This is a genomic window from Pseudomonas sp. H3_D04, assembly GCF_054669175.1.
Genome location: NZ_CP162801.1, coordinates 5813315 through 5834284 on the forward strand (window position 1 = coordinate 5813315; position 20970 = coordinate 5834284).

At 56.7% G+C, this 20970-nt stretch carries 21 protein-coding genes; all 21 read left to right on the top strand.

What is annotated here, in order from left to right; all coding sequences use genetic code 11:
* The first annotated feature begins 456 nt into the window (after window positions 1-456).
* The 21 genes from rpmH to glmS all read left to right on the top strand — a co-directional run bounded on the left by rpmH (window position 457) and on the right by glmS (window position 20788).
* Window positions 457-591 (top strand): 50S ribosomal protein L34, encoded by a 135-nt coding sequence (gene rpmH / locus AB4N91_RS26715; protein WP_003213577.1) that lies wholly within the window; start codon window positions 457-459, stop codon window positions 589-591.
* A 16-nt stretch (window positions 592-607) separates the two neighbouring features.
* Window positions 608-1009: a ribonuclease P protein component gene (rnpA, locus tag AB4N91_RS26720; protein ID WP_010465490.1), complete on the top strand. Its 402-nt coding sequence runs from the start codon at window positions 608-610 to the stop codon at window positions 1007-1009.
* The gene (yidD, locus tag AB4N91_RS26725; protein ID WP_010465488.1) at window positions 1002-1247 is read left to right on the top strand and encodes a membrane protein insertion efficiency factor YidD; all 246 of its coding nucleotides are present in this window, start codon (window positions 1002-1004) and stop codon (window positions 1245-1247) included. Before rnpA ends, yidD begins: the two co-directional genes overlap by 8 nt.
* Window positions 1248-1249: 2 nt before the next feature.
* Window positions 1250-2935 carry a membrane protein insertase YidC gene (gene yidC / locus AB4N91_RS26730; protein ID WP_042932461.1) on the top strand — a complete coding sequence of 562 codons (1686 nt, stop codon included), beginning with the start codon at window positions 1250-1252 and terminating at the stop codon, window positions 2933-2935.
* 79 nt (window positions 2936-3014) lie between these two features.
* Window positions 3015-4385: a tRNA uridine-5-carboxymethylaminomethyl(34) synthesis GTPase MnmE gene (gene mnmE / locus AB4N91_RS26735; protein ID WP_010465483.1), complete on the top strand. Its 1371-nt coding sequence runs from the start codon at window positions 3015-3017 to the stop codon at window positions 4383-4385.
* 550 nt (window positions 4386-4935) lie between these two features.
* Window positions 4936-6834 carry a tRNA uridine-5-carboxymethylaminomethyl(34) synthesis enzyme MnmG gene (gene mnmG / locus AB4N91_RS26740; protein WP_083375399.1) on the top strand — a complete coding sequence of 633 codons (1899 nt, stop codon included), beginning with the start codon at window positions 4936-4938 and terminating at the stop codon, window positions 6832-6834.
* On the top strand, window positions 6831-7475 hold the full coding sequence (gene rsmG / locus AB4N91_RS26745) for a 16S rRNA (guanine(527)-N(7))-methyltransferase RsmG (protein WP_102594524.1): 645 nt from the start codon (window positions 6831-6833) through the stop codon (window positions 7473-7475). The genes mnmG and rsmG overlap by 4 nt, the downstream gene beginning before the upstream one ends.
* 18 nt (window positions 7476-7493) lie before the next feature.
* On the top strand, window positions 7494-8291 hold the full coding sequence (locus AB4N91_RS26750) for a ParA family protein (RefSeq protein ID WP_010465477.1): 798 nt from the start codon (window positions 7494-7496) through the stop codon (window positions 8289-8291).
* A gap of 9 nt (window positions 8292-8300) precedes the next feature.
* The gene (locus AB4N91_RS26755) at window positions 8301-9173 is read left to right on the top strand and encodes a ParB/RepB/Spo0J family partition protein (RefSeq protein ID WP_077748853.1); all 873 of its coding nucleotides are present in this window, start codon (window positions 8301-8303) and stop codon (window positions 9171-9173) included.
* A gap of 148 nt (window positions 9174-9321) precedes the next feature.
* Window positions 9322-9729, top strand: a complete 408-nt coding sequence (locus AB4N91_RS26760) for a F0F1 ATP synthase subunit I (protein ID WP_010465473.1) — start codon at window positions 9322-9324, stop codon at window positions 9727-9729.
* 16 nt (window positions 9730-9745) lie between these two features.
* On the top strand, window positions 9746-10615 hold the full coding sequence (atpB, locus tag AB4N91_RS26765) for a F0F1 ATP synthase subunit A (RefSeq protein WP_010465471.1): 870 nt from the start codon (window positions 9746-9748) through the stop codon (window positions 10613-10615).
* A gap of 133 nt (window positions 10616-10748) precedes the next feature.
* Complete coding sequence (gene atpE, locus AB4N91_RS26770) at window positions 10749-11006, top strand: F0F1 ATP synthase subunit C (RefSeq protein ID WP_002555987.1); 258 nt, start codon at window positions 10749-10751, stop codon at window positions 11004-11006.
* A 56-nt stretch (window positions 11007-11062) separates the two neighbouring features.
* The gene (locus AB4N91_RS26775; RefSeq protein ID WP_007948090.1) at window positions 11063-11533 is read left to right on the top strand and encodes a F0F1 ATP synthase subunit B; all 471 of its coding nucleotides are present in this window, start codon (window positions 11063-11065) and stop codon (window positions 11531-11533) included.
* A gap of 12 nt (window positions 11534-11545) precedes the next feature.
* A complete protein-coding gene (locus AB4N91_RS26780; protein ID WP_010465467.1) occupies window positions 11546-12082 on the top strand; it encodes a F0F1 ATP synthase subunit delta in 537 nt (178 codons plus the stop codon).
* Between the two features lie 21 nt (window positions 12083-12103).
* Window positions 12104-13648 (top strand): F0F1 ATP synthase subunit alpha, encoded by a 1545-nt coding sequence (gene atpA, locus AB4N91_RS26785; protein WP_010465465.1) that lies wholly within the window; start codon window positions 12104-12106, stop codon window positions 13646-13648.
* A gap of 50 nt (window positions 13649-13698) precedes the next feature.
* Window positions 13699-14559 carry a F0F1 ATP synthase subunit gamma gene (gene atpG / locus AB4N91_RS26790; RefSeq protein WP_010465463.1) on the top strand — a complete coding sequence of 287 codons (861 nt, stop codon included), beginning with the start codon at window positions 13699-13701 and terminating at the stop codon, window positions 14557-14559.
* A 27-nt stretch (window positions 14560-14586) separates the two neighbouring features.
* Entirely contained in the window at window positions 14587-15966 is a 1380-nt protein-coding gene (gene atpD / locus AB4N91_RS26795; RefSeq protein WP_008155715.1) for a F0F1 ATP synthase subunit beta, read from the top strand.
* A gap of 45 nt (window positions 15967-16011) precedes the next feature.
* Window positions 16012-16437 carry a F0F1 ATP synthase subunit epsilon gene (locus AB4N91_RS26800; RefSeq protein WP_010465460.1) on the top strand — a complete coding sequence of 142 codons (426 nt, stop codon included), beginning with the start codon at window positions 16012-16014 and terminating at the stop codon, window positions 16435-16437.
* A 116-nt stretch (window positions 16438-16553) separates the two neighbouring features.
* A complete protein-coding gene (glmU, locus tag AB4N91_RS26805) occupies window positions 16554-17921 on the top strand; it encodes a bifunctional UDP-N-acetylglucosamine diphosphorylase/glucosamine-1-phosphate N-acetyltransferase GlmU (protein WP_311097020.1) in 1368 nt (455 codons plus the stop codon).
* Window positions 17922-18177: 256 nt separating this feature from the next.
* Window positions 18178-18954: a DeoR/GlpR family DNA-binding transcription regulator gene (locus AB4N91_RS26810; RefSeq protein WP_010465456.1), complete on the top strand. Its 777-nt coding sequence runs from the start codon at window positions 18178-18180 to the stop codon at window positions 18952-18954.
* A 1-nt stretch (window position 18955) separates the two neighbouring features.
* Window positions 18956-20788 (top strand): glutamine--fructose-6-phosphate transaminase (isomerizing), encoded by a 1833-nt coding sequence (gene glmS / locus AB4N91_RS26815; RefSeq protein WP_010465454.1) that lies wholly within the window; start codon window positions 18956-18958, stop codon window positions 20786-20788.
* The last annotated feature ends 182 nt before the right edge of the window (window positions 20789-20970 follow it).

Genomic DNA, 20970 nt, shown 5'->3' on the forward strand with positions numbered 1-20970 from the left:
GTTAACCGCCAAAAAGGCGACCAATGGTATGTGCATAAGCTCTGTGGATAACCGCCCATGAGGGCACTGGACAAGTGGGGGTGAAACTCGGTGGATAACACGCCTGTGGATAACTGGCCATTCCACACACAGCTTATCCGACAGTGCAGCACAGGCTGCCCCCTGTTTTCCACCGTAGTTGTCATTCTCTGTACAGCACGGGATAGAAGGTCTGAAGGTAGTTATCCACAGATGACCGCCTCCCTAGCTTTTATAAGCTTTATAAAAAAGCTTTAAATAACTTCCTTCTTTATTTCTATATCTAGCGAAGGCGTGCGGACGAGAAAAGGCCTGGAGATCTATTTATAAGGAAACGCTGGTTGGAAATTGACCTAGAGGCTTGCTTTCTCTAGAATCCCCGGTCTCTTAAAACGGGGGCCATTCCGGCCCGTTGTGGACGAACCAGGTAACACGACAATGAAACGTACTTTCCAACCAAGCACTATCAAACGCGCTCGTACCCACGGTTTCCGTGCTCGCATGGCTACCAAGAACGGTCGTGCCGTCCTGTCGCGTCGTCGCGCCAAAGGTCGTGCGCGTCTGGCAGTTTGATAATCCGGCACTGGAGGTGAGTCAGGACTTCAGTCGGGAAAAGCGTCTGCTTACTCCCCGGCATTTCAAGGCAGTCTTTGACTCCCCTACCGGCAAGGTTCCGGGGAAAAATCTCCTGCTCCTTGCGCGCAACAACGATCTTGATCACCCCCGTCTCGGGTTGGTTATCGGGAAAAAGAGCGTAAAGCTCTCCGTCGAGCGCAATCGCCTCAAACGTCTGATGCGCGAATCGTTTCGCCTGAACCAGGATTCACTGGTCGGTTGGGACATCGTTATCGTCGCGCGCAAAGGTTTGGGTGACGTAGAAAACCCCGAATTGATTCAGCATTTCGGCAAGCTCTGGAAGCGTCTGGCACGTAGCAAGCCGGTACCAGCAGTCAAAACCGAAACTGTAGGGGTAGACAGTCCCGATGCGTAAACTGGCACTCGTTCCGATCCAGTTTTATCGCTATGCCATTAGTCCTCTGATGGCCAGTCACTGTCGTTTCTACCCCAGTTGTTCCTGCTACGCGTATGAAGCCATAGAAAATCATGGCCTTCTGCGCGGTGGCTGGCTGACCTTTCGTCGTTTAGGTCGCTGTCATCCGTGGAATCCCGGTGGTTATGACCCGGTTCCGCCTATCCCTACCTCCCGTTCTTCTTCGATGGCCGAGTAATCATGGATATCAAACGCACGATCCTGATCGTCGCCCTGGCAATCGTGTCCTACGTTATGGTTCTTAAATGGAACCAGGACTATGGCCAGGCTGCCCTGCCGACTCAGAATGTTGCTTCCAGTACTACCGCACCGGGCCTACCGGACACGGCGACTGGCAATAATGCTTCTGTCAGTGACGACATTCCACGCGCACCAAGTGATACCAGTGCAACTGCACCTACTGAAACACCAGTGGCTGTAAGCAAAGACCTCATCCAGATCAAAACGGATGTGCTCAACCTGGCTATCGATCCACAAGGTGGTGATGTTGCCCAACTGACGTTGCCGCTGTATCCACGTCGCCAGGACCATCCGGAAATTCCATTCCAGTTGTTCGATAACGGCAACGAGCGGACTTATCTGGCCCAGAGCGGTCTGATCGGCACCGACGGTCCGGACGCAAGTCCAGCCGGTCGCCCGGTTTACTCCTCCGAGAAGAAGATCTACCAACTGGCTGACGGTCAGGACCAAATGGTCGTGGACCTCAAGTTCAGCAAGGACGGCGTCAACTACATCAAGCGTTTCACCGTAAAACGTGGCTTGTATGACGTAACCGTTTCCTACCTGATCGACAACGAAAGCGCCAAGCCTTGGTCGGGTGCGATGTTCGCCCAGCTGAAGCGTGACGCCAGCTCCGATCCTTCTTCCAGCACTGCCACCGGCACCGCGACTTACCTGGGCGCCGCCCTGTGGACAAGTAACGAGCCGTACAAGAAAGTGTCGATGAAGGACATGGACAAGGCTCAGCTGAAAGAAACCGTTAACGGCGGTTGGGTTGCCTGGTTGCAACACTACTTCGTGACCGCGTGGATTCCGGCGAAGGGCGAAAACAACCTCGTCCAGACCCGTAAAGACAGCAAAGGCAACTACATCATCGGCTACACCGCTCCGGCAGTGACCGTTGCACCAGGTGCAAAAGCCGAAGTCAGCGCTGTTCTGTACGCTGGTCCAAAAAGCCAGGCTGTGCTGAAAGAGTTGTCCCCAGGTCTGGAATTGACCGTCGATTACGGCATTCTGTGGTTCATTGCCCAGCCAATCTTCTGGCTGCTGCAACACATCCACGCGCTGATCGGCAACTGGGGCTGGTCGATCATCTTCCTGACTATGCTGATCAAGGGGATTTTCTTCCCGCTGTCGGCTGCCAGCTACAAATCCATGGCGCGCATGCGTGCAGTGGCACCGAAACTGGCTGCGCTGAAAGAGCAACATGGCGATGATCGGCAGAAAATGTCGCAAGCCATGATGGAGCTGTACAAGAAAGAGAAGATCAATCCGCTGGGTGGTTGCTTGCCAATCCTCGTGCAGATGCCGGTTTTCCTGTCGCTGTACTGGGTTCTGCTGGAAAGCGTTGAAATGCGCCAAGCGCCGTTCATGCTGTGGATTACTGACCTGTCGATCAAGGATCCGTTCTTCATTCTGCCGATCATCATGGGTGCAACCATGTTTATCCAGCAGCAGTTGAACCCGACTCCTCCGGATCCGATGCAGGCGAAGGTCATGAAGCTGATGCCAATCATCTTCACCTTCTTCTTCCTGTGGTTCCCGGCTGGTCTGGTGCTGTACTGGGTTGTGAACAACTGCCTGTCCATCGCCCAACAGTGGTACATCACTCGTAAAGTTGAAGCAGCTACCAAAGCAGCTGCCTGATTTACACTGTGGATAACCACTCAAAACGCCCCCTAGTGGGGCGTTTTGCTATCTGTCACTTTTGTCTGGGTACTGGTTTATGAGCGTTCCTCGGGAAACCATCGCAGCTGTCGCCACCGCTCAAGGTCGCGGCGGTGTGGGCATCGTCCGTATTTCCGGGCCGTTGGCGAGCATTGCTGCCAGGGCGATCAGCGGTCGGGAATTGAAACCTCGATTTGCCCACTACGGTCCGTTTCTCAACGAAAACGAAGAGGTGCTGGACGAAGGCATCGCGTTGTATTTTCCGGGACCGAACTCCTTCACCGGCGAAGATGTGCTTGAACTGCAGGGGCACGGCGGGCCGATTGTTCTCGATATGCTGCTCAAACGTTGTCTGGAACTGGGCTGTCGTCTGGCTCGGCCAGGAGAATTCAGTGAACGCGCCTTCCTCAACGACAAGCTCGACCTGGCCCAGGCGGAAGCCATTGCCGACTTGATCGAGGCCAGTTCTGCACAGGCTGCGCGAAATGCACTGCGTTCGTTGCAAGGCGCATTCTCCTTGCGTGTGCATAACCTCACCGAGCAGTTGATCGGCCTGCGCATCTACGTCGAGGCTGCGATCGATTTCCCGGAAGAAGAAATCGACTTCCTGGCCGACGGCCACGTACTGGCCATGCTCGACAAAGTGCGCGATGAATTATCCACAGTGCTTCGTGAAGCCGGGCAAGGTGCCTTGCTTCGCGACGGGATGACCGTGGTCATTGCCGGCCGACCCAATGCCGGCAAGTCCAGCCTGCTGAATGCCTTGGCCGGTCGAGAAGCCGCGATCGTGACCGAGATTGCCGGCACCACCCGGGATATTCTTCGCGAACATATCCACATCGATGGCATGCCGTTGCACGTGGTCGACACCGCCGGTCTGCGGGATACCGATGACCAGGTGGAAAAAATCGGCGTCGAGCGGGCGTTGAAAGCCATCGGCGAAGCAGATCGGGTGTTGCTGGTGGTCGATGCGACCGCTCCTGAGGCACTTGATCCGTTTGCGTTATGGCCGGAGTTCCTTGAAATCCGCCCGGATCCGGCAAAAGTTACGCTGATCCGTAATAAGGCTGACCTGACGGGAGAAGCGATTGCCCTGGAAGTCAGTGACGATGGCCACGTCACCATCAGCCTTAGTGCCAAATCTGGCGGTATGGGGCTGGAATTGCTACGCGAACATCTCAAGGCCTGCATGGGTTACGAGCAGACTTCGGAAAGCAGCTTCAGTGCACGCAGGCGTCACCTTGATGCGTTGCGACACGCCAGCGCATCCCTTGAGCATGGCCGTGCGCAGTTGACTCTGGCGGGTGCTGGTGAGCTGCTGGCGGAAGATTTGCGCCAGGCTCAGCACTCTTTGGGTGAGATCACCGGCGCATTCAGCTCGGATGATCTGCTGGGACGTATTTTTTCCAGCTTCTGCATCGGTAAATAGTCCTTCCGATATTCACAGACAGGCCGTTCGCGCCTGTCTGTTCCCTCCCTTGCCTTAAATTTCCTCCAGTGCCGAGCAGATTCTTTCTGCTTGAGCGGATTTTCCGTGTCCGGAATTTGCTCGATCAGCATTTATCTGTGGATTAAGCCCTGTGAGTAAGTGCCACTAAGGGCAGTTGATAACAGGGCGTGAAAACTGAAGATAACCGCCCCTGTGGATAACCATCCCTTTCATCCACAGGCTTAAACCGGTTATCCAAGGGCCTCCTTGGTACATGACCACAGGGTTTTGAATCGCTGTACATATTGAATATAAAGGCTTGTAGCGATCTATCCACAGAAATGTGACTCAGTAGAAATAAACATAAAAACAAAGATTTAATAAATTTCTCTCTTTTTAATTTCTATAACCCCGACTTCTCCACAGCTGGTTAAATTTTGTGCAAAGGGTTCTTTAGGAAGGGCGAAGTCCCTATACTTGTCGACCAGGTCCAGAAACCTGAGCTCAAACTATTCCTGATTACCTAACTGAAGCAGGCACGAGGTGCGTGGTGGATTTCCCTTCCCGTTTTGAAGTGATCGTCATCGGCGGCGGTCATGCCGGTACCGAGGCAGCACTGGCCTCAGCACGTATGGGTGCAAAAACCCTGTTGTTGACGCATAACGTGGAAACCCTCGGTGCCATGAGTTGCAACCCCGCCATCGGTGGGATCGGTAAAAGCCATCTGGTGAAAGAAATCGATGCCCTCGGCGGCGCGATGGCCATGGCTACCGACAAAGGTGGTATTCAATTTCGCGTGTTGAACAGCCGCAAAGGTCCGGCCGTACGAGCGACTCGCGCTCAGGCAGACCGGGTTCTGTACAAGGCCGCTGTCCGCGAAGCTTTGGAAAACCAGCCGAACCTGTGGATATTTCAACAAGCTGCTGATGACCTGATCGTCGAGCAGGAACAAGTGCGCGGTGTTGTCACCCAGATGGGTCTGCGTTTCTTCGCCGATTCCGTGGTGTTGACTACTGGCACCTTCCTCGGTGGACTTATCCACATCGGCTTGCAGAATTACTCCGGTGGCCGTGCCGGCGATCCGCCATCGATCGCCCTGGCTCATCGTCTGCGTGAATTGCCGCTGCGAGTCGGTCGCCTGAAAACCGGTACGCCACCGCGGATCGACGGTCGTTCTGTGGATTTCTCGGTGATGACCGAGCAAGCAGGTGATACACCGATCCCGGTGATGTCGTTCATGGGGTCCAAAGAGCAACATCCGAAACAGGTGAGCTGCTGGATTACCCACACCAACGCTCGCACCCACGAAATCATTGCCGCCAACCTTGATCGTTCTCCGATGTATTCCGATGCAGGGCTGATCGAAGGCATCGGCCCGCGGTATTGCCCGTCGATCGAAGACAAGATCCACCGCTTTGCCGACAAGGAAAGCCACCAGGTCTTCATCGAGCCGGAAGGTTTGACTACGCACGAGCTGTACCCGAACGGGATATCCACCTCCTTGCCGTTCGACGTGCAACTGCAGATCGTGCAATCGATCCGCGGCATGGAAAACGCGCACATTGTTCGTCCTGGCTATGCCATCGAGTACGACTACTTCGACCCGCGTGACCTGAAGTACAGCCTCGAAACCAAAGTCATCGGCGGTCTGTTTTTCGCCGGGCAAATCAACGGCACCACTGGTTACGAAGAAGCCGGCGCCCAGGGTTTGCTGGCTGGCGCCAACGCGGCTCTGCGTGCGCAGGGCAAAGATGCCTGGTGCCCGCGTCGCGACGAGGCGTACATCGGGGTGTTGGTCGACGACCTGATTACTCTCGGAACTCAAGAGCCGTACCGGATGTTCACGTCCCGTGCCGAGTACCGCCTGATCCTGCGTGAAGACAACGCCGACCTGCGTCTGACCGAAAAAGGTCGCGAGCTGGGTCTGGTGGATGACGCGCGTTGGGCGGCCTTCTGCAAGAAACGCGAAAGCATCGACCTTGAAGAACAGCGCCTGAAAAGTACCTGGGTCCGCCCGGGCACTGAGCAGGGCGATACGATTTCCGAGAAGTTCGGTACGCCGCTGACTCACGAATACAATTTGCTCAACCTGCTGAGCCGTCCGGAAATCGACTACGCTGGTCTGATCGCCGTGACCGGTGGGGGCGCGGAAGATCCACAAGTCGCCGAGCAGGTCGAAATCAAGACCAAGTACGCCGGCTACATCGATCGCCAGCAGGATGAAATCGCTCGCCTGCGGGCCAGCGAAGATACAAAACTGCCTGTGGATATCGATTACACAAACATTTCCGGTCTCTCAAAAGAGATCCAGAGCAAGCTCGGCGCGACCCGTCCAGAGACTTTGGGCCAGGCGTCACGTATCCCGGGTGTCACGCCGGCAGCGATTTCGCTGTTGATGATTCATTTGAAAAAACGCGGCGCGGGCCGTCAGTTGGAGCAAAGCGCTTGAGTTCGTTGGTCACCTCGCAACATGCCGAAGAGTTATCCACAGGCGCTCGCCAGCTCGGTGTCACGCTGACAGAAGCCCAGCATGCGCAGCTGCTGGGGTACCTGGCCCTGTTGATCAAATGGAACAAGGCTTACAACCTGACTGCCGTGCGCGATCCGGACGAAATGGTCTCCCGTCATCTGCTCGATAGTTTGAGCGTGATGTCGTTTGTCGAGAATGGTCGCTGGCTGGACGTTGGCAGCGGCGGCGGCATGCCGGGTATTCCGTTGGCCATCCTGTTTCCAGAGTCGCAAGTGACCTGTTTGGACAGCAACGGCAAGAAAACCCGTTTCCTGACCCAGGTCAAACTCGAACTCAAACTGGATAACCTGCAAGTTATCCACAGTCGTGTCGAAGCTTTCCAGCCTGCCCAGCCATTCAACGGGATAATCTCCCGGGCGTTCAGCAGCATGGAAAACTTCAGCAACTGGACTCGCCACTTGGGCGATGCCGATACACGCTGGCTGGCAATGAAGGGCGTTCATCCGGCTGATGAGCTGGTAGCATTGCCGGCAGACTTCCACCTCGATAGCGAACACGCCCTGGCCGTACCTGGTTGCCAAGGCCAACGCCATCTGCTGATACTGCGCCGCACGGCATGATTGGGAACACAAGCAAGAATGGCTAAGGTATTCGCGATAGCGAACCAGAAAGGTGGTGTGGGTAAAACCACCACCTGCATCAACCTCGCAGCATCCCTGGTCGCTACCAAGCGCCGGGTGCTGTTGATCGATCTCGATCCACAGGGCAACGCCACCATGGGTAGCGGTGTGGATAAACACGGGCTGGAAAACTCGGTCTACGACCTGCTGATCGGCGAGTGCGACCTGGCTGAGGCCATGCACTACTCCGAGCACGGCGGATACCAGCTGTTGCCGGCCAACCGTGACCTGACTGCAGCCGAAGTGGTTCTGCTGGAAATGCAGATGAAGGAAAGTCGCCTGCGCAGTGCGTTGGCGCCGATCCGTGAAAACTACGATTACATTTTGATCGACTGCCCGCCGTCGTTGTCGATGCTGACGCTGAACGCGTTGGTTGCAGCTGACGGGGTAATTATCCCCATGCAGTGCGAGTACTTCGCGCTCGAAGGTCTGAGCGACCTTGTGGATAACATCAAGCGCATCGCTGAATTGCTCAACCCGAATCTGAAAGTCGAAGGCCTGTTGCGGACCATGTATGACCCGCGCCTGAGCCTGATGAACGATGTATCGGCGCAGCTCAAGGAACACTTCGGCGAGCAGCTGTACGACACCGTCATCCCGCGCAATATCCGTCTGGCCGAAGCACCTAGCTATGGCATGCCGGCGCTGGCCTACGACAAAGCATCGCGTGGCGCTATCGCCTATCTGGCGTTGGCCGGCGAGCTTGTTCGTCGTCAACGCAAAAACTCACGCACCGCCGCCGCTCAGGCAACTTAAGGAATCCCCATGGCCGTCAAGAAACGAGGTCTCGGACGTGGACTGGATGCACTGCTGAGTGGTCCGACTGTCAGCTCGCTGGAAGAACAAGCGGTCCAGGCCGATCAGCGTGAGCTGCAGCACCTGCCCCTGGACCTGATCCAGCGCGGCAAGTACCAGCCGCGACGGGACATGGATCCTCAGGCGCTGGAAGAACTGGCGCAGTCGATCAAGGCCCAGGGCGTGATGCAGCCGATCGTGGTGCGTCCGATTGGCAGCGGTCGCTTTGAAATCATCGCCGGTGAACGCCGCTGGCGCGCCAGCCAGCAGGCTGGCCAGGAAACCATCCCGGCGATGGTTCGCGATGTGCCGGATGAAACCGCGATCGCCATGGCGCTGATCGAGAACATCCAGCGCGAAGACCTCAATCCCATCGAAGAAGCCGTGGCCTTGCAGCGTTTGCAGCAGGAATTCCAGCTGACTCAGCAACAAGTCGCCGAAGCCGTGGGCAAATCCCGCGTGACCGTGGCCAACCTGCTACGCTTGATCGCGTTGCCGGAAGTTATCAAAACCATGCTGTCGCACGGCGACCTGGAAATGGGTCATGCGCGTGCTTTGCTCGGTTTACCGGAGAATCAACAGGTTGAAGGGGCGCGACATGTTGTCGCACGAGGGCTGACGGTGCGCCAAACTGAGGCACTGGTTCGCCAGTGGTTGAGTGGCAAACAGGAGCCTGCTGAACCGGTTAAACAGGACCCTGATATCGCCCGACTCGAGCAGCGCCTGGCTGAACGCCTAGGCTCTGCGGTGCAGATCCGCCACGGAAAGAAGGGGAAAGGGCAGTTGGTTATTGGTTACAACTCCCTCGATGAGCTTCAAGGTGTGCTCGCGCACATTCGTTGAAACATTTCCTCATGTAGCGTGCAGTCGGAAATCACTACCTGACGGTTGAATAGGGGCAGAACCGCCCCTATACTCTGCGCGCATTTTGTCGGCACAAATTATGCCAAGTTATTGAATTCTGGCAGCCGACCATTGGGGAGTAATTGTGATGGAAAGCCGCACGCCAAACCGCTTGCCGTTCCATCGCCTGGCAGTTTTTCCGGTGTTAATGGCTCAGTTTGTCGTTTTGCTGATCGCCGCTTTGGCGCTCTGGCAATGGCACGGAGTCGTTGCCGGGTACTCAGGACTCTGCGGAGGCCTGATAGCTTTGCTGCCCAATGTTTATTTCGCTCACAGGGCATTTCGGTTTTCCGGCGCCCGAGCAGCCCAAGCCATCGTCCGGTCTTTTTATGCCGGTGAGGCGGGCAAACTGATTTTGACGGCAGTGCTCTTTGCATTGACGTTCGCAGGTGTGAAGCCATTGGCGCCGCTAGCTGTATTCGGCGTCTTCGTGTTGACCCAACTGGTCAGCTGGTTCGCGCCCCTGCTGATGAGAACAAGACTTTCGAGACCTTAGGGCGTTTGAGGCAACCATGGCAGAAACAACCGCTTCGGGCTATATCCAGCACCACTTGCAGAACCTGACCTTCGGTCAGCACCCAACTGGCGGGTGGGGTTTTGCCCACACCGCAGCAGAAGCCAAAGAAATGGGCTTCTGGGCTTTCCACGTCGATACTCTCGGCTGGTCGGTCGCGTTGGGTCTGATCTTCGTTCTTCTTTTCCGCATGGCGGCGAAGAAGGCGACTTCCGGTCAGCCTGGTGCTTTGCAGAACTTCGTTGAAGTATTGGTCGAATTCGTCGATGGCAGCGTGAAAGACAGCTTCCATGGCCGTAGCCCGGTGATTGCACCGTTGGCACTGACCATCTTCGTCTGGGTCTTCCTGATGAACGCCGTCGACCTGATTCCGGTCGACTGGATTCCTCAGCTGGCCATCCTGATCACTGGTGATGCGCACATTCCATTCCGTGCCGTATCCACCACTGACCCGAACGCTACCCTGGGCATGGCCCTGTCGGTGTTCGCGTTGATCATTTTCTACAGCATCAAGGTCAAGGGCATCGGCGGCTTTATCGGCGAACTGACCCTGCACCCGTTCGGCAGCAAGAACATCTTCGTTCAAGCCCTGCTGATTCCGGTGAACTTCCTGCTGGAGTTCGTGACACTGATCGCCAAGCCAATCTCGTTGGCACTGCGTCTGTTCGGCAACATGTACGCCGGCGAACTGGTCTTCATTCTGATTGCTGTGATGTTCGGCAGCGGTCTGCTCTGGCTTAGCGGCCTGGGCGTAGTTCTGCAGTGGGCGTGGGCTGTGTTCCACATCCTGATCATCACCCTGCAGGCGTTTATCTTCATGATGCTGACCATCGTCTACCTGTCGATGGCACACGAAGAGAACCATTAAGACCAGTCTCGACTAGTCTGATGTCCCATCCGGTCAAACGGGTGGGGGCCCGAACAGGGCTATGAAACGATTTGTTTTACCGCTTTAAAATCTAAAAAACCTAAACCATACGACGTAAAAGTCGGGAGGAAAGATGGAAACTGTAGTTGGTCTAACCGCTATCGCTGTTGCACTGTTGATCGGCCTGGGCGCACTGGGTACCGCAATTGGTTTCGGCCTGTTGGGCGGCAAGTTCCTGGAAGGCGCAGCGCGTCAGCCAGAAATGGTTCCAATGCTGCAAGTTAAAATGTTCATCGTTGCCGGTCTGCTCGACGCCGTAACCATGATCGGTGTTGGTATCGCTCTGTTCTTCACTTTCGCGAACCCATTCGTTGGTCAACTCGCTGGCTAATTACTCGAACCTTCGAGTAATTGGTGTGATGTGCAACGAACGAGCGAGGTGTTGGCGTGAACATTAATGCAACCCTGATTGGCCAGTCCGTTGCGTTCTTCATTTTTGTACTGTTTTGCATGAAGTTCGTGTGGCCTCCGGTCATCGCGGCTTTGCACGAACGTCAGAAGAAGATCGCGGATGGACTGGACGCTGCCGCCCGAGCAGCTCGCGACCTGGAGCTGGCCCAAGATAAAGCGGGTCAGCAACTGCGCGAAGCAAAAGCTCAGGCAGCCGAAATCATTGAGCAAGCCAAGAAACGCGGTAACCAGATCGTTGAAGAGGCTGTTGAAAAAGCCCGTATCGACGCTGACCGTGTGAAGGTTCAGGCTCAGGCCGAGATCGAGCAGGAACTGAACAGTGTCAAAGACGCGCTGCGTGCCCAATTGGGTAGCCTGGCAGTCTCTGGCGCCGAGAAGATCCTGGGTTCCACAATCGATCAAAACGCGCACGCGGAGCTGGTAAACAAACTGGCTGCTGAAATTTAAGCGAGGGCGATCATGGCAGAATTGACCACGTTGGCCCGACCTTACGCTAAGGCAGCCTTCGAGCACGCCCAGGCCCACCAGCAACTGGCCTCTTGGTCAGCCATGCTCGGCCTGGCTGCAGCAGTGTCGCAAGACGGCACTATGCAGCGCGTGCTCAAGGCCCCGCGACTGACGAGCGCAAACAAGGCCGCCACGTTTATTGACGTGTGCGGCGACAAGTTTGATGCCAAGGCACAGAACTTCATTCACGTCGTTGCCGAAAACGACCGTCTCCCGCTTTTGCCGGAGATATCCGCTCTGTTCGACCTGTACAAGGCTGAACAAGAGAAGTCGGTAGACGTTGAAGTGACCAGTGCTTTTGCATTGAACCAAGAACAGCAAGACAAACTCGCCAAGGTTCTCAGTGCACGACTCAACCGGGAAGTGCGCCTGCAAGTCGAGGAAGACAAATCCCTTATTGGGGGCATTGTCATCCGCGCCGGCGACCTGGTTATCGATGGCTCGGTTCGCGGCAAACTCGCGAGCCTTGCCGAAGCATTGAAATCTTGAGTTTGAAGGGGCAGCAGAGCAATGCAGCAACTCAATCCTTCCGAAATAAGTGAAATTATCAAGGGCCGCATCGACAAGCTCGATGTGACCTCCCAAGCCCGTAACGAAGGCACTGTCGTCAGCGTATCTGACGGTATCGTGCGGATTCACGGTCTGGCCGACGTCATGTACGGCGAGATGATCGAGTTTCCGGGCGGCGTCTTCGGTATGGCTCTCAACCTGGAGCAAGACTCCGTAGGTGCCGTTGTATTGGGCTCCTACCAGTCTCTGGCTGAAGGCATGAGCGCCAAGTGCACCGGCCGTATCCTCGAAGTTCCGGTTGGTAAGGAACTGCTGGGTCGCGTAGTCGACGCACTGGGTAACCCAGTTGACGGCAAAGGTCCGCTGAACAACACCGAGACCGATGCGGTCGAGAAAGTTGCTCCAGGCGTGATCTGGCGTAAGTCGGTAGACCAGCCTGTACAGACTGGCTACAAGGCTGTCGATGCCATGATTCCTGTCGGCCGTGGCCAGCGTGAGCTGATCATCGGTGACCGTCAGATCGGTAAAACCGCTCTGGCGATCGACGCGATCATCAACCAGAAAGACAGCGGCATTTTCTGCGTCTACGTCGCGATCGGTCAGAAGCAATCGACCATCGCCAACGTGGTTCGCAAGCTGGAAGAAAACGGCGCACTGGCTAACACCATCGTCGTGGCAGCGAGCGCTTCGGAATCTGCAGCACTGCAATTCCTGGCACCGTACTCCGGTTGCACCATGGGTGAATTCTTCCGCGACCGCGGTGAAGACGCGCTGATCGTTTATGACGATCTGTCCAAGCAAGCAGTGGCTTATCGCCAGATTTCCCTGCTGCTGCGCCGTCCACCAGGCCGTGAAGCTTACCCAGGCGACGTGTTCTATCTCCACTCCCGTCTGCTGGAGCGCGCATCCCGCGTTTCGGAAGAGTACGTAGAGAAGTTCACCAACGGCGCAGTGACCGGCAAAACCGGTTCCCTGACCGCACTGCCGATCATCGAAACCCAGGCTGGCGACGTTTCCGCGTTCGTTCCGACCAACGTGATTTCCATCACCGACGGTCAGATCTTCCTGGAATCGGCCATGTTCAACTCCGGGATCCGTCCTGCTGTGAACGCCGGTGTTTCGGTATCCCGTGTGGGTGGTGCCGCTCAGACCAAGATCATCAAGAAGCTCTCCGGTGGTATCCGTACCGCTCTGGCTCAGTACCGTGAACTGGCGGCATTCGCCCAGTTCGCTTCTGACCTGGACGAAGCGACCCGTAAGCAACTTGAGCATGGTCAGCGCGTTACCGAGCTGATGAAGCAGAAGCAATACGCACCAATGTCGATCGCTGACATGGCGCTGTCGCTGTATGCCGCTGAGCGTGGGTTCCTGACTGACGTCGAAATCGCCAAGGTCGGCAGCTTTGAACAAGCGCTGATTGCTTTCTTCAACCGCGATCACGCCGATTTGATGGCGAAGATCAACGTGAAGGGTGACTTCAATGACGAAATCGACGCTGGCATGAAAGCCGGTATCGAGAAGTTCAAGGCCACCCAAACCTGGTAAGCCGCAGCGGGAGCCGCAAGGCTCCCGCTTGCTAACCTGATAGGTGTTACATGGCAGGCGCAAAAGAGATTCGCAGTAAGATTGCGAGCATCAAAAGCACGCAAAAGATTACCAGCGCCATGGAAAAAGTGGCGGTCAGTAAAATGCGCAAGGCACAAATGCGCATGGCTGCTAGCCGTCCTTATGCGGAGCGCATCCGCCAGGTTATTGGCCATCTGGCCAACGCCAACCCGGAATATCGCCACCCATTCATGCTCGACCGTGAAGTAAAGCGCGTCGGTTATGTCGTGGTGAGCAGTGACCGTGGTCTGTGTGGTGGCTTGAACACCAACCTGTTCAAGGCTTTGGTCAAGGACATGGCGGTAAACCGCGAAAACGGCGTCGAGATTGATCTGTGTGTTGTTGGTAGCAAGGGTGCGGCTTTCTTCCGCAACTTCGGCGGTAACGTCGTAGCAGCTATCAGCCACCTGGGTGAAGAGCCGTCGATCAATGACCTGATCGGCAGCGTCAAGGTGATGCTGGATGCCTACCTGGACGGCCGTATTGACCGCCTGTCCGTGGTGTCCAACAAATTCGTTAACACCATGACGCAATCGCCTACCGTGGAGCAGTTGATTCCGCTGGTGGCAACCCCGGATCAGGAACTCAAGCACCACTGGGATTATCTGTACGAACCGGACGCCAAAGAGCTGCTTGACGGCTTGATGGTCCGTTACGTGGAGTCGCAGGTCTACCAGGCGGTGGTCGAGAACAACGCGGCTGAACAAGCTGCGCGGATGATCGCGATGAAGAACGCTACCGACAACGCCGGTGATTTGATCAGCGATTTGCAGCTGGTCTACAACAAGGCGCGTCAGGCTGCGATCACCCAAGAGATCTCGGAAATCGTCGGCGGCGCTGCCGCGGTTTAACGGTTCAAATATTCAGAGGATCCAGCTATGAGTAGCGGACGTATCGTTCAAATCATCGGCGCCGTTATCGACGTGGAATTTCCACGCGACAGCGTACCGAGCATCTACAACGCGCTGAAAGTAGTGAGCGCGGCTGAAACCACCCTCGAAGTTCAGCAACAGCTGGGCGACGGCGTGGTTCGTACCATTGCGATGGGTTCCACCGAAGGCTTGAAGCGCGGTCTGGAAGTCACCGACTCTGGCGCAGCCATCTCCGTACCAGTCGGTAAAGCGACCCTGGGCCGGATCATGGACGTCCTCGGTAACCCGATCGACGAAGCTGGCCCGATCGACACCGAAGAGCGCTGGGGCATTCACCGTCCTGCGCCAACCTTCGCTGAACAAGCGGGCGGCAACGACCTGCTGGAAACCGGCATCAAGGTTATCGACCTGGTTTGCCCGTTCGCCAAGGGTGGTAAAGTCGGTCTGTTCGGTGGTGCCGGTGTAGGCAAAACCGTAAACATGATGGAACTGATCCGTAACATCGCCATCGAGCACAGCGGTTATTCCGTGTTCGCCGGTGTGGGTGAGCGTACTCGTGAGGGTAACGACTTCTACCACGAGATGAAGGATTCCAACGTTCTGGACAAAGTGGCACTGGTTTACGGTCAGATGAACGAGCCGCCGGGTAACCGTCTGCGCGTAGCACTGACCGGCCTGACCATGGCCGAGAAGTTCCGTGACGAAGGTAACGACGTTCTGCTGTTCGTCGACAACATCTATCGTTACACCCTGGCCGGTACTGAAGTATCCGCACTGCTGGGCCGTATGCCTTCCGCAGTAGGTTACCAGCCGACCCTGGCCGAAGAGATGGGTACTCTGCAAGAGCGTATCACTTCGACCAAGAACGGTTCGATCACCTCGATCCAAGCGGTATACGTACCTGCGGATGACTTGACTGACCCGTCGCCAGCGACCACCTTCGCCCACTTGGACGCCACCGTCGTTCTGTCCCGTGACATCGCTTCCCTGGGTATCTACCCAGCGGTCGATCCACTCGACTCGACTTCGCGCCAGCTGGACCCGAACGTAATCGGCCAGGACCACTACGACACCGCTCGCGGCGTACAGTATGTTCTGCAACGTTACAAAGAACTGAAGGACATCATTGCGATCCTGGGTATGGACGAGCTGTCGGAAGCCGACAAGCAGTTGGTAAACCGTGCTCGTAAGATCCAGCGTTTCTTGTCGCAGCCGTTCTTCGTGGCTGAAGTCTTCACCGGTGCTTCGGGTAAATACGTTTCCCTGAAAGACACCATTGCTGGCTTCAAAGGCATCCTCAACGGTGACTACGACCACCTGCCAGAACAAGCGTTCTACATGGTCGGCGGCATCGAAGAAGCGATCGAGAAAGCCAAGAAACTGTAATCCCGGCGCCCGGCAACGGGCGCTAATTTAGGTTGAGGCAATCAGATGGCTATGACAGTCCATTGCGATATCGTCAGCGCGGAAGGGGAAATCTTTTCCGGCCTGGTCGAGATGGTGGTTGCGCACGGTGCACTGGGTGATCTTGGTATCGCCTTGGGTCACGCGCCGCTGATCACTAATCTCAAGCCTGGTCCGATCCGCCTGATCAAGCAGGGCGGGGAAGAGGAGGTGTATTACATCTCCGGTGGTTTCCTCGAGGTTCAGCCGAACATGGTCAAGGTTCTTGCCGACACCGTGCAACGTGCTGCCGACCTGGACGAAGCCTCCGCTCAGGAAGCCGTTAAGGCTGCCGAGAAGGCCTTGCATGAGCGGGGCGCGGAATTCGATTACGGTTCTGCTGCCGCACGTCTGGCCGAGGCCGCAGCTCAGCTGCGCACCGTCCAGCAGATCCGCAAGAAGTTTGGCCACTAATAGGCCATTGCTTGTTGCGCGATTGATTAAAAAGGGTAGCCTCGGCTACCCTTTTTTCTTTTCCGTTTTTCATAACCTGGTCGCAGCCGCTGACCACCCAGGATTGGTAGCCAGTCATGTCTCTTGAAATCGTTATTCTCGCTGCCGGCCAAGGCACTCGCATGCGTTCGGCGTTGCCGAAAGTTCTGCACCCGATCGCCGGCAACTCGATGCTTGGCCATGTTATCCACAGCGCCCGGCAACTTGATCCACAGCGCATCCACGTGGTGATTGGCCATGGCGCCGAAGCGGTGCGCGAGCGTCTGGCGGCGGATGATCTGAATTTCGTCCTGCAGGACCAACAGCTGGGTACCGGCCATGCGGTGGCTCAGGCCGTGCCGTTCATCGAGTCCGACACCGTATTGATTCTGTACGGTGACGTTCCCCTGATCGAAGTTGAAACCCTGCAACGTTTGCTCAAGAAAGTGGCCCCGCAGCAACTGGGCTTGCTCACCGTCGAGCTGGATGACCCTACCGGTTATGGCCGCATCGTCCGCGATGCCGCCGGCAAGGTCACGGCCATCGTTGAGCAGAAAGACGCCAGCGAGTCCGAGCGCGCAATCACCGAAGGCAACACCGGCATTCTGGCCCTGCCTTTCGCACAGCTGGGTGGATGGATGAGCCGTCTCTCCAACAACAATGCCCAAGGCGAGTATTACCTGACGGACGTGATCGCAATGGCAGTCAGCGATGGTCTGGTGGTGGCCACTGAGCATCCCCATGACGCCATGGAAGTGCAGGGCGCCAACGACCGCAAGCAGCTCGCCGAACTCGAGCGTCATTATCAGTTGCGCGCCGGTCGCCGCTTGATGGCTCAAGGCGTGACCCTGCGTGACCCGGCCCGCTTCGATGTACGCGGTGAAGTCACCGTCGGCCGAGACGTGCTGATCGATATCAACGTGATCCTCGAAGGCAAGGTCATCATTGAAGATGACGTGGTGATCGGCCCGAACTGTGTGATCAAGGACAGCACCCTGCGCAAAGGCGTGGTGATCAAAGCCAACAGCCATATCGAAGGTGCGATCCTGGGCGAAGGTAGCGATGCCGGTCCATTCGCACGTCTGCGTCCGGGTACGGTGCTTGAAGCTCGCGCGCATGTGGGTAACTTTGTCGAACTGAAAAACGCCCACCTGGGTGAAGGCGCCAAGGCCGGTCATTTGACCTACCTGGGCGATGCCGAGATCGGTGCGCGCACCAACATTGGCGCGGGCACCATCACGTGCAACTACGATGGCGCCAACAAGTGGAAAACCGTCTTGGGTGAAGACGTGTTCATCGGTTCCAACAACTCGTTGGTGGCGCCTGTGGATATCTCTTCCGGTGCGACGACGGCGGCCGGTTCAACCATCACGCAGAATGTGGATAACGCGCAGTTGGCTGTGGGTCGGGCACGTCAGAAAAACATCGATGGCTGGAAACGGCCGGTGAAGATCAAAAAGAGCTGAGTTATCCACAGCGCGTTGCGGCGGTTTTGAGATTGTCTTCGCGGGCAAGTCGGATCGCCGCCCACTCGCTCTTGAAGGATCCATGTCGTTAACAAATTTTGTGAACGACTCCGGTCCTTAGGAGCGAGCGGGCGGCGATCCGACTTGCCCGCGAAGCTTTTTATCCACAGATAATTTTTCTAGCGCAGACTTGACGAAGTTTCGCCAATAGGTTTTGATTGCTTCCGTTATCTTTCGAATCGAAACTTACTCGCTCATGTCGAAACGCAATACACCCCAACGCCGCCACAACATTCTCGCCTTGCTCAATGAACAGGGCGAAGTCAGTGTGGACGAGCTGGCCAAGCGCTTCGAAACTTCTGAAGTTACGGTTCGCAAGGATTTGGCTGCGCTTGAAAGTAATGGTCTGCTGCTACGCCGTTACGGCGGAGCGATCACCATGCCTCAGGAGCTGGTCGCCGACATCGGTCAACCGGTTTCCAAATACAAGCAAGCCATCGCCCGCGCCGCTGTTACGCGGATTCGTGAGCATGCACGGATCATCATCGACAGCGGCAGCACCACCGCCGCCATGATCCCGGAACTCGGCCAACAGCCGGGCCTGGTGGTGATGACCAACTCCTTGCACGTTGCCAATGCGTTGAGCGAACTCGAACACGAGCCGGTGCTGTTGATGACCGGTGGCACCTGGGACCCGCATTCCGAGTCCTTTCAAGGCCAGGTCGCCGAGCAGGTACTACGCTCTTACGACTTCGACCAGTTGTTCATCGGAGCCGATGGCATAGACCTGGTTCGCGGTACCACCACCTTCAATGAATTGCTGGGGCTGAGCCGGGTCATGGCTGACGTCGCCCGTGAAGTGATCGTGATGGTGGAGGCCGACAAGATCGGCCGCAAGATTCCTAATCTGGAGCTGCCCTGGAGCAGCGTCCATACCCTCATTACCGATGAACGCCTGCCACTAGCGGCACGCGATCAGATTCAGGCCCGCGGCATCAATTTGATTTGCGCGGCTGTCAGTCAGGAGAAATAGCATGTGTGGAATTGTCGGCGCAGTCGCAGAACGTAACATCACCGCCATCCTGCTCGAGGGCCTCAAGCGCCTGGAGTACCGTGGCTATGACAGCGCCGGTGTGGCGGTCTTCACCAACGACGAAAAGCTCGAGCGCATGCGTCGTCCGGGCAAGGTCAGCGAACTGGAAAACGCGTTGGAAGCCGAACCTCTGATCGGTCGCCTCGGCATCGCCCACACCCGCTGGGCCACTCACGGTGCGCCGTGCGAGCGCAACGCGCACCCGCATTTCTCCGGCGACCTGGCCGTGGTGCACAACGGCATCATCGAGAACCACGAAGCCCTGCGTGAACAACTGAAAGCCTTGGGTTACGTGTTCACCTCGGACACCGACACCGAAGTCATCGCACACCTGCTGAACCATAAACTCAAGGACCTGCGCGATCTGACCGTGGCCCTCAAAGCCACCGTTAAAGAACTGCACGGTGCTTATGGTCTGGCCGTTATCAGCGCCGATCAACCAGATCGCCTGGTGGCAGCGCGCAGTGGCAGCCCGCTGGTGATCGGTCTGGGCCTGGGTGAAAACTTCCTCGCTTCCGACCAGTTGGCCCTGCGTCAGGTCACCGACCGTTTCATGTACCTGGAAGAAGGCGATATCGCCGAAATTCGCCGCGACAGCGTGCACATCTGGGACGTGAACGGCCAAACCGTCGAGCGCGAAAGCGTGCAGTACCGCGACGGCGCTGAAGCAGCCGACAAGGGCGAATTCCGCCACTTCATGCTCAAGGAAATCCACGAGCAACCGGCCGTGGTTCAACGCACCCTCGAAGGTCGTCTGAGCCCGAACGGTGTCTTGGTGCAGGCGTTCGGTCCACAGGCTGCCGAGCTGTTCGCCAAAGTGCGCAACGTACAGATCGTCGCCTGCGGCACCAGCTACCACGCCGGTATGGTTGCCCGGTACTGGCTCGAAGAGCTGGCCGGTATCCCGTGCCAGGTCGAAGTCGCCAGTGAATTCCGCTACCGCAAAGTCGTGGTGCAGCCGGATACCCTGTTTGTCACTATCTCTCAGTCCGGCGAAACCGCCGATACCCTGGCTGCCCTGCGCAACGCCAAGGAACTGGGCTTCCTCGCCAGCCTGGCGATCTGCAACGTCGGCATCAGCTCGCTGGTGCGTGAATCCGACCTGACCCTGCTGACCCAGGCCGGTCGCGAAATCGGCGTGGCCTCCACCAAAGCCTTCACCACCCAATTGGTCGGCTTGCTGTTGCTGACCCTGTCCCTGGGTCAGGTTCGCGGCACCTTGGCCAAAGGCGTCGAAGCCACTCTGGTCGAAGAACTGCGTCGTCTGCCAACACGGCTGGGCGAAGCCTTGGCCATGGACAGCACCGTAGAGAAAATCGCCGAGCTGTTCGCCGAGAAGAACCACACCCTGTTCCTCGGTCGTGGCGCGCAATTCCCGGTCGCAATGGAAGGGGCCCTGAAACTCAAGGAAATCTCCTACATCCACGCTGAAGCCTACCCGGCCGGCGAACTGAAGCACGGCCCGTTGGCGCTTGTGGATAACGACATGCCCGTGGTCACCGTGGCTCCGAACAACGAACTGCTGGAGAAGTTGAAATCCAACCTCCAGGAAGTCCGCGCCCGTGGCGGCCAGTTGATCGTCTTCGCAGACGAGAAGGCTGGCATGACCAACGGCGAAGGCACCCACGTTGTCCACATGCCGCACATCCACGACATCCTGTCGCCAATCCTCTACACCATTCCGCTGCAGTTGCTGTCGTACTACGTGGCCGTGTTGAAAGGCACTGACGTTGACCAGCCGCGGAATCTGGCGAAGTCGGTGACGGTGGAATAAGTTATCCACAGCTGACTGAACACTTGGTTTTGAACAATATAGATTGACACTAATCAATATAGTTTGACACGCGGAAACATAGATTGACACAAGGCTGAAACCCCCGTATCTACGGGGGTTTCTTCTTTCCAGGCTTTCCTTTGGTCTGGATTCATCGCTTCAGTTTTCAGCGGGTGTAGTCT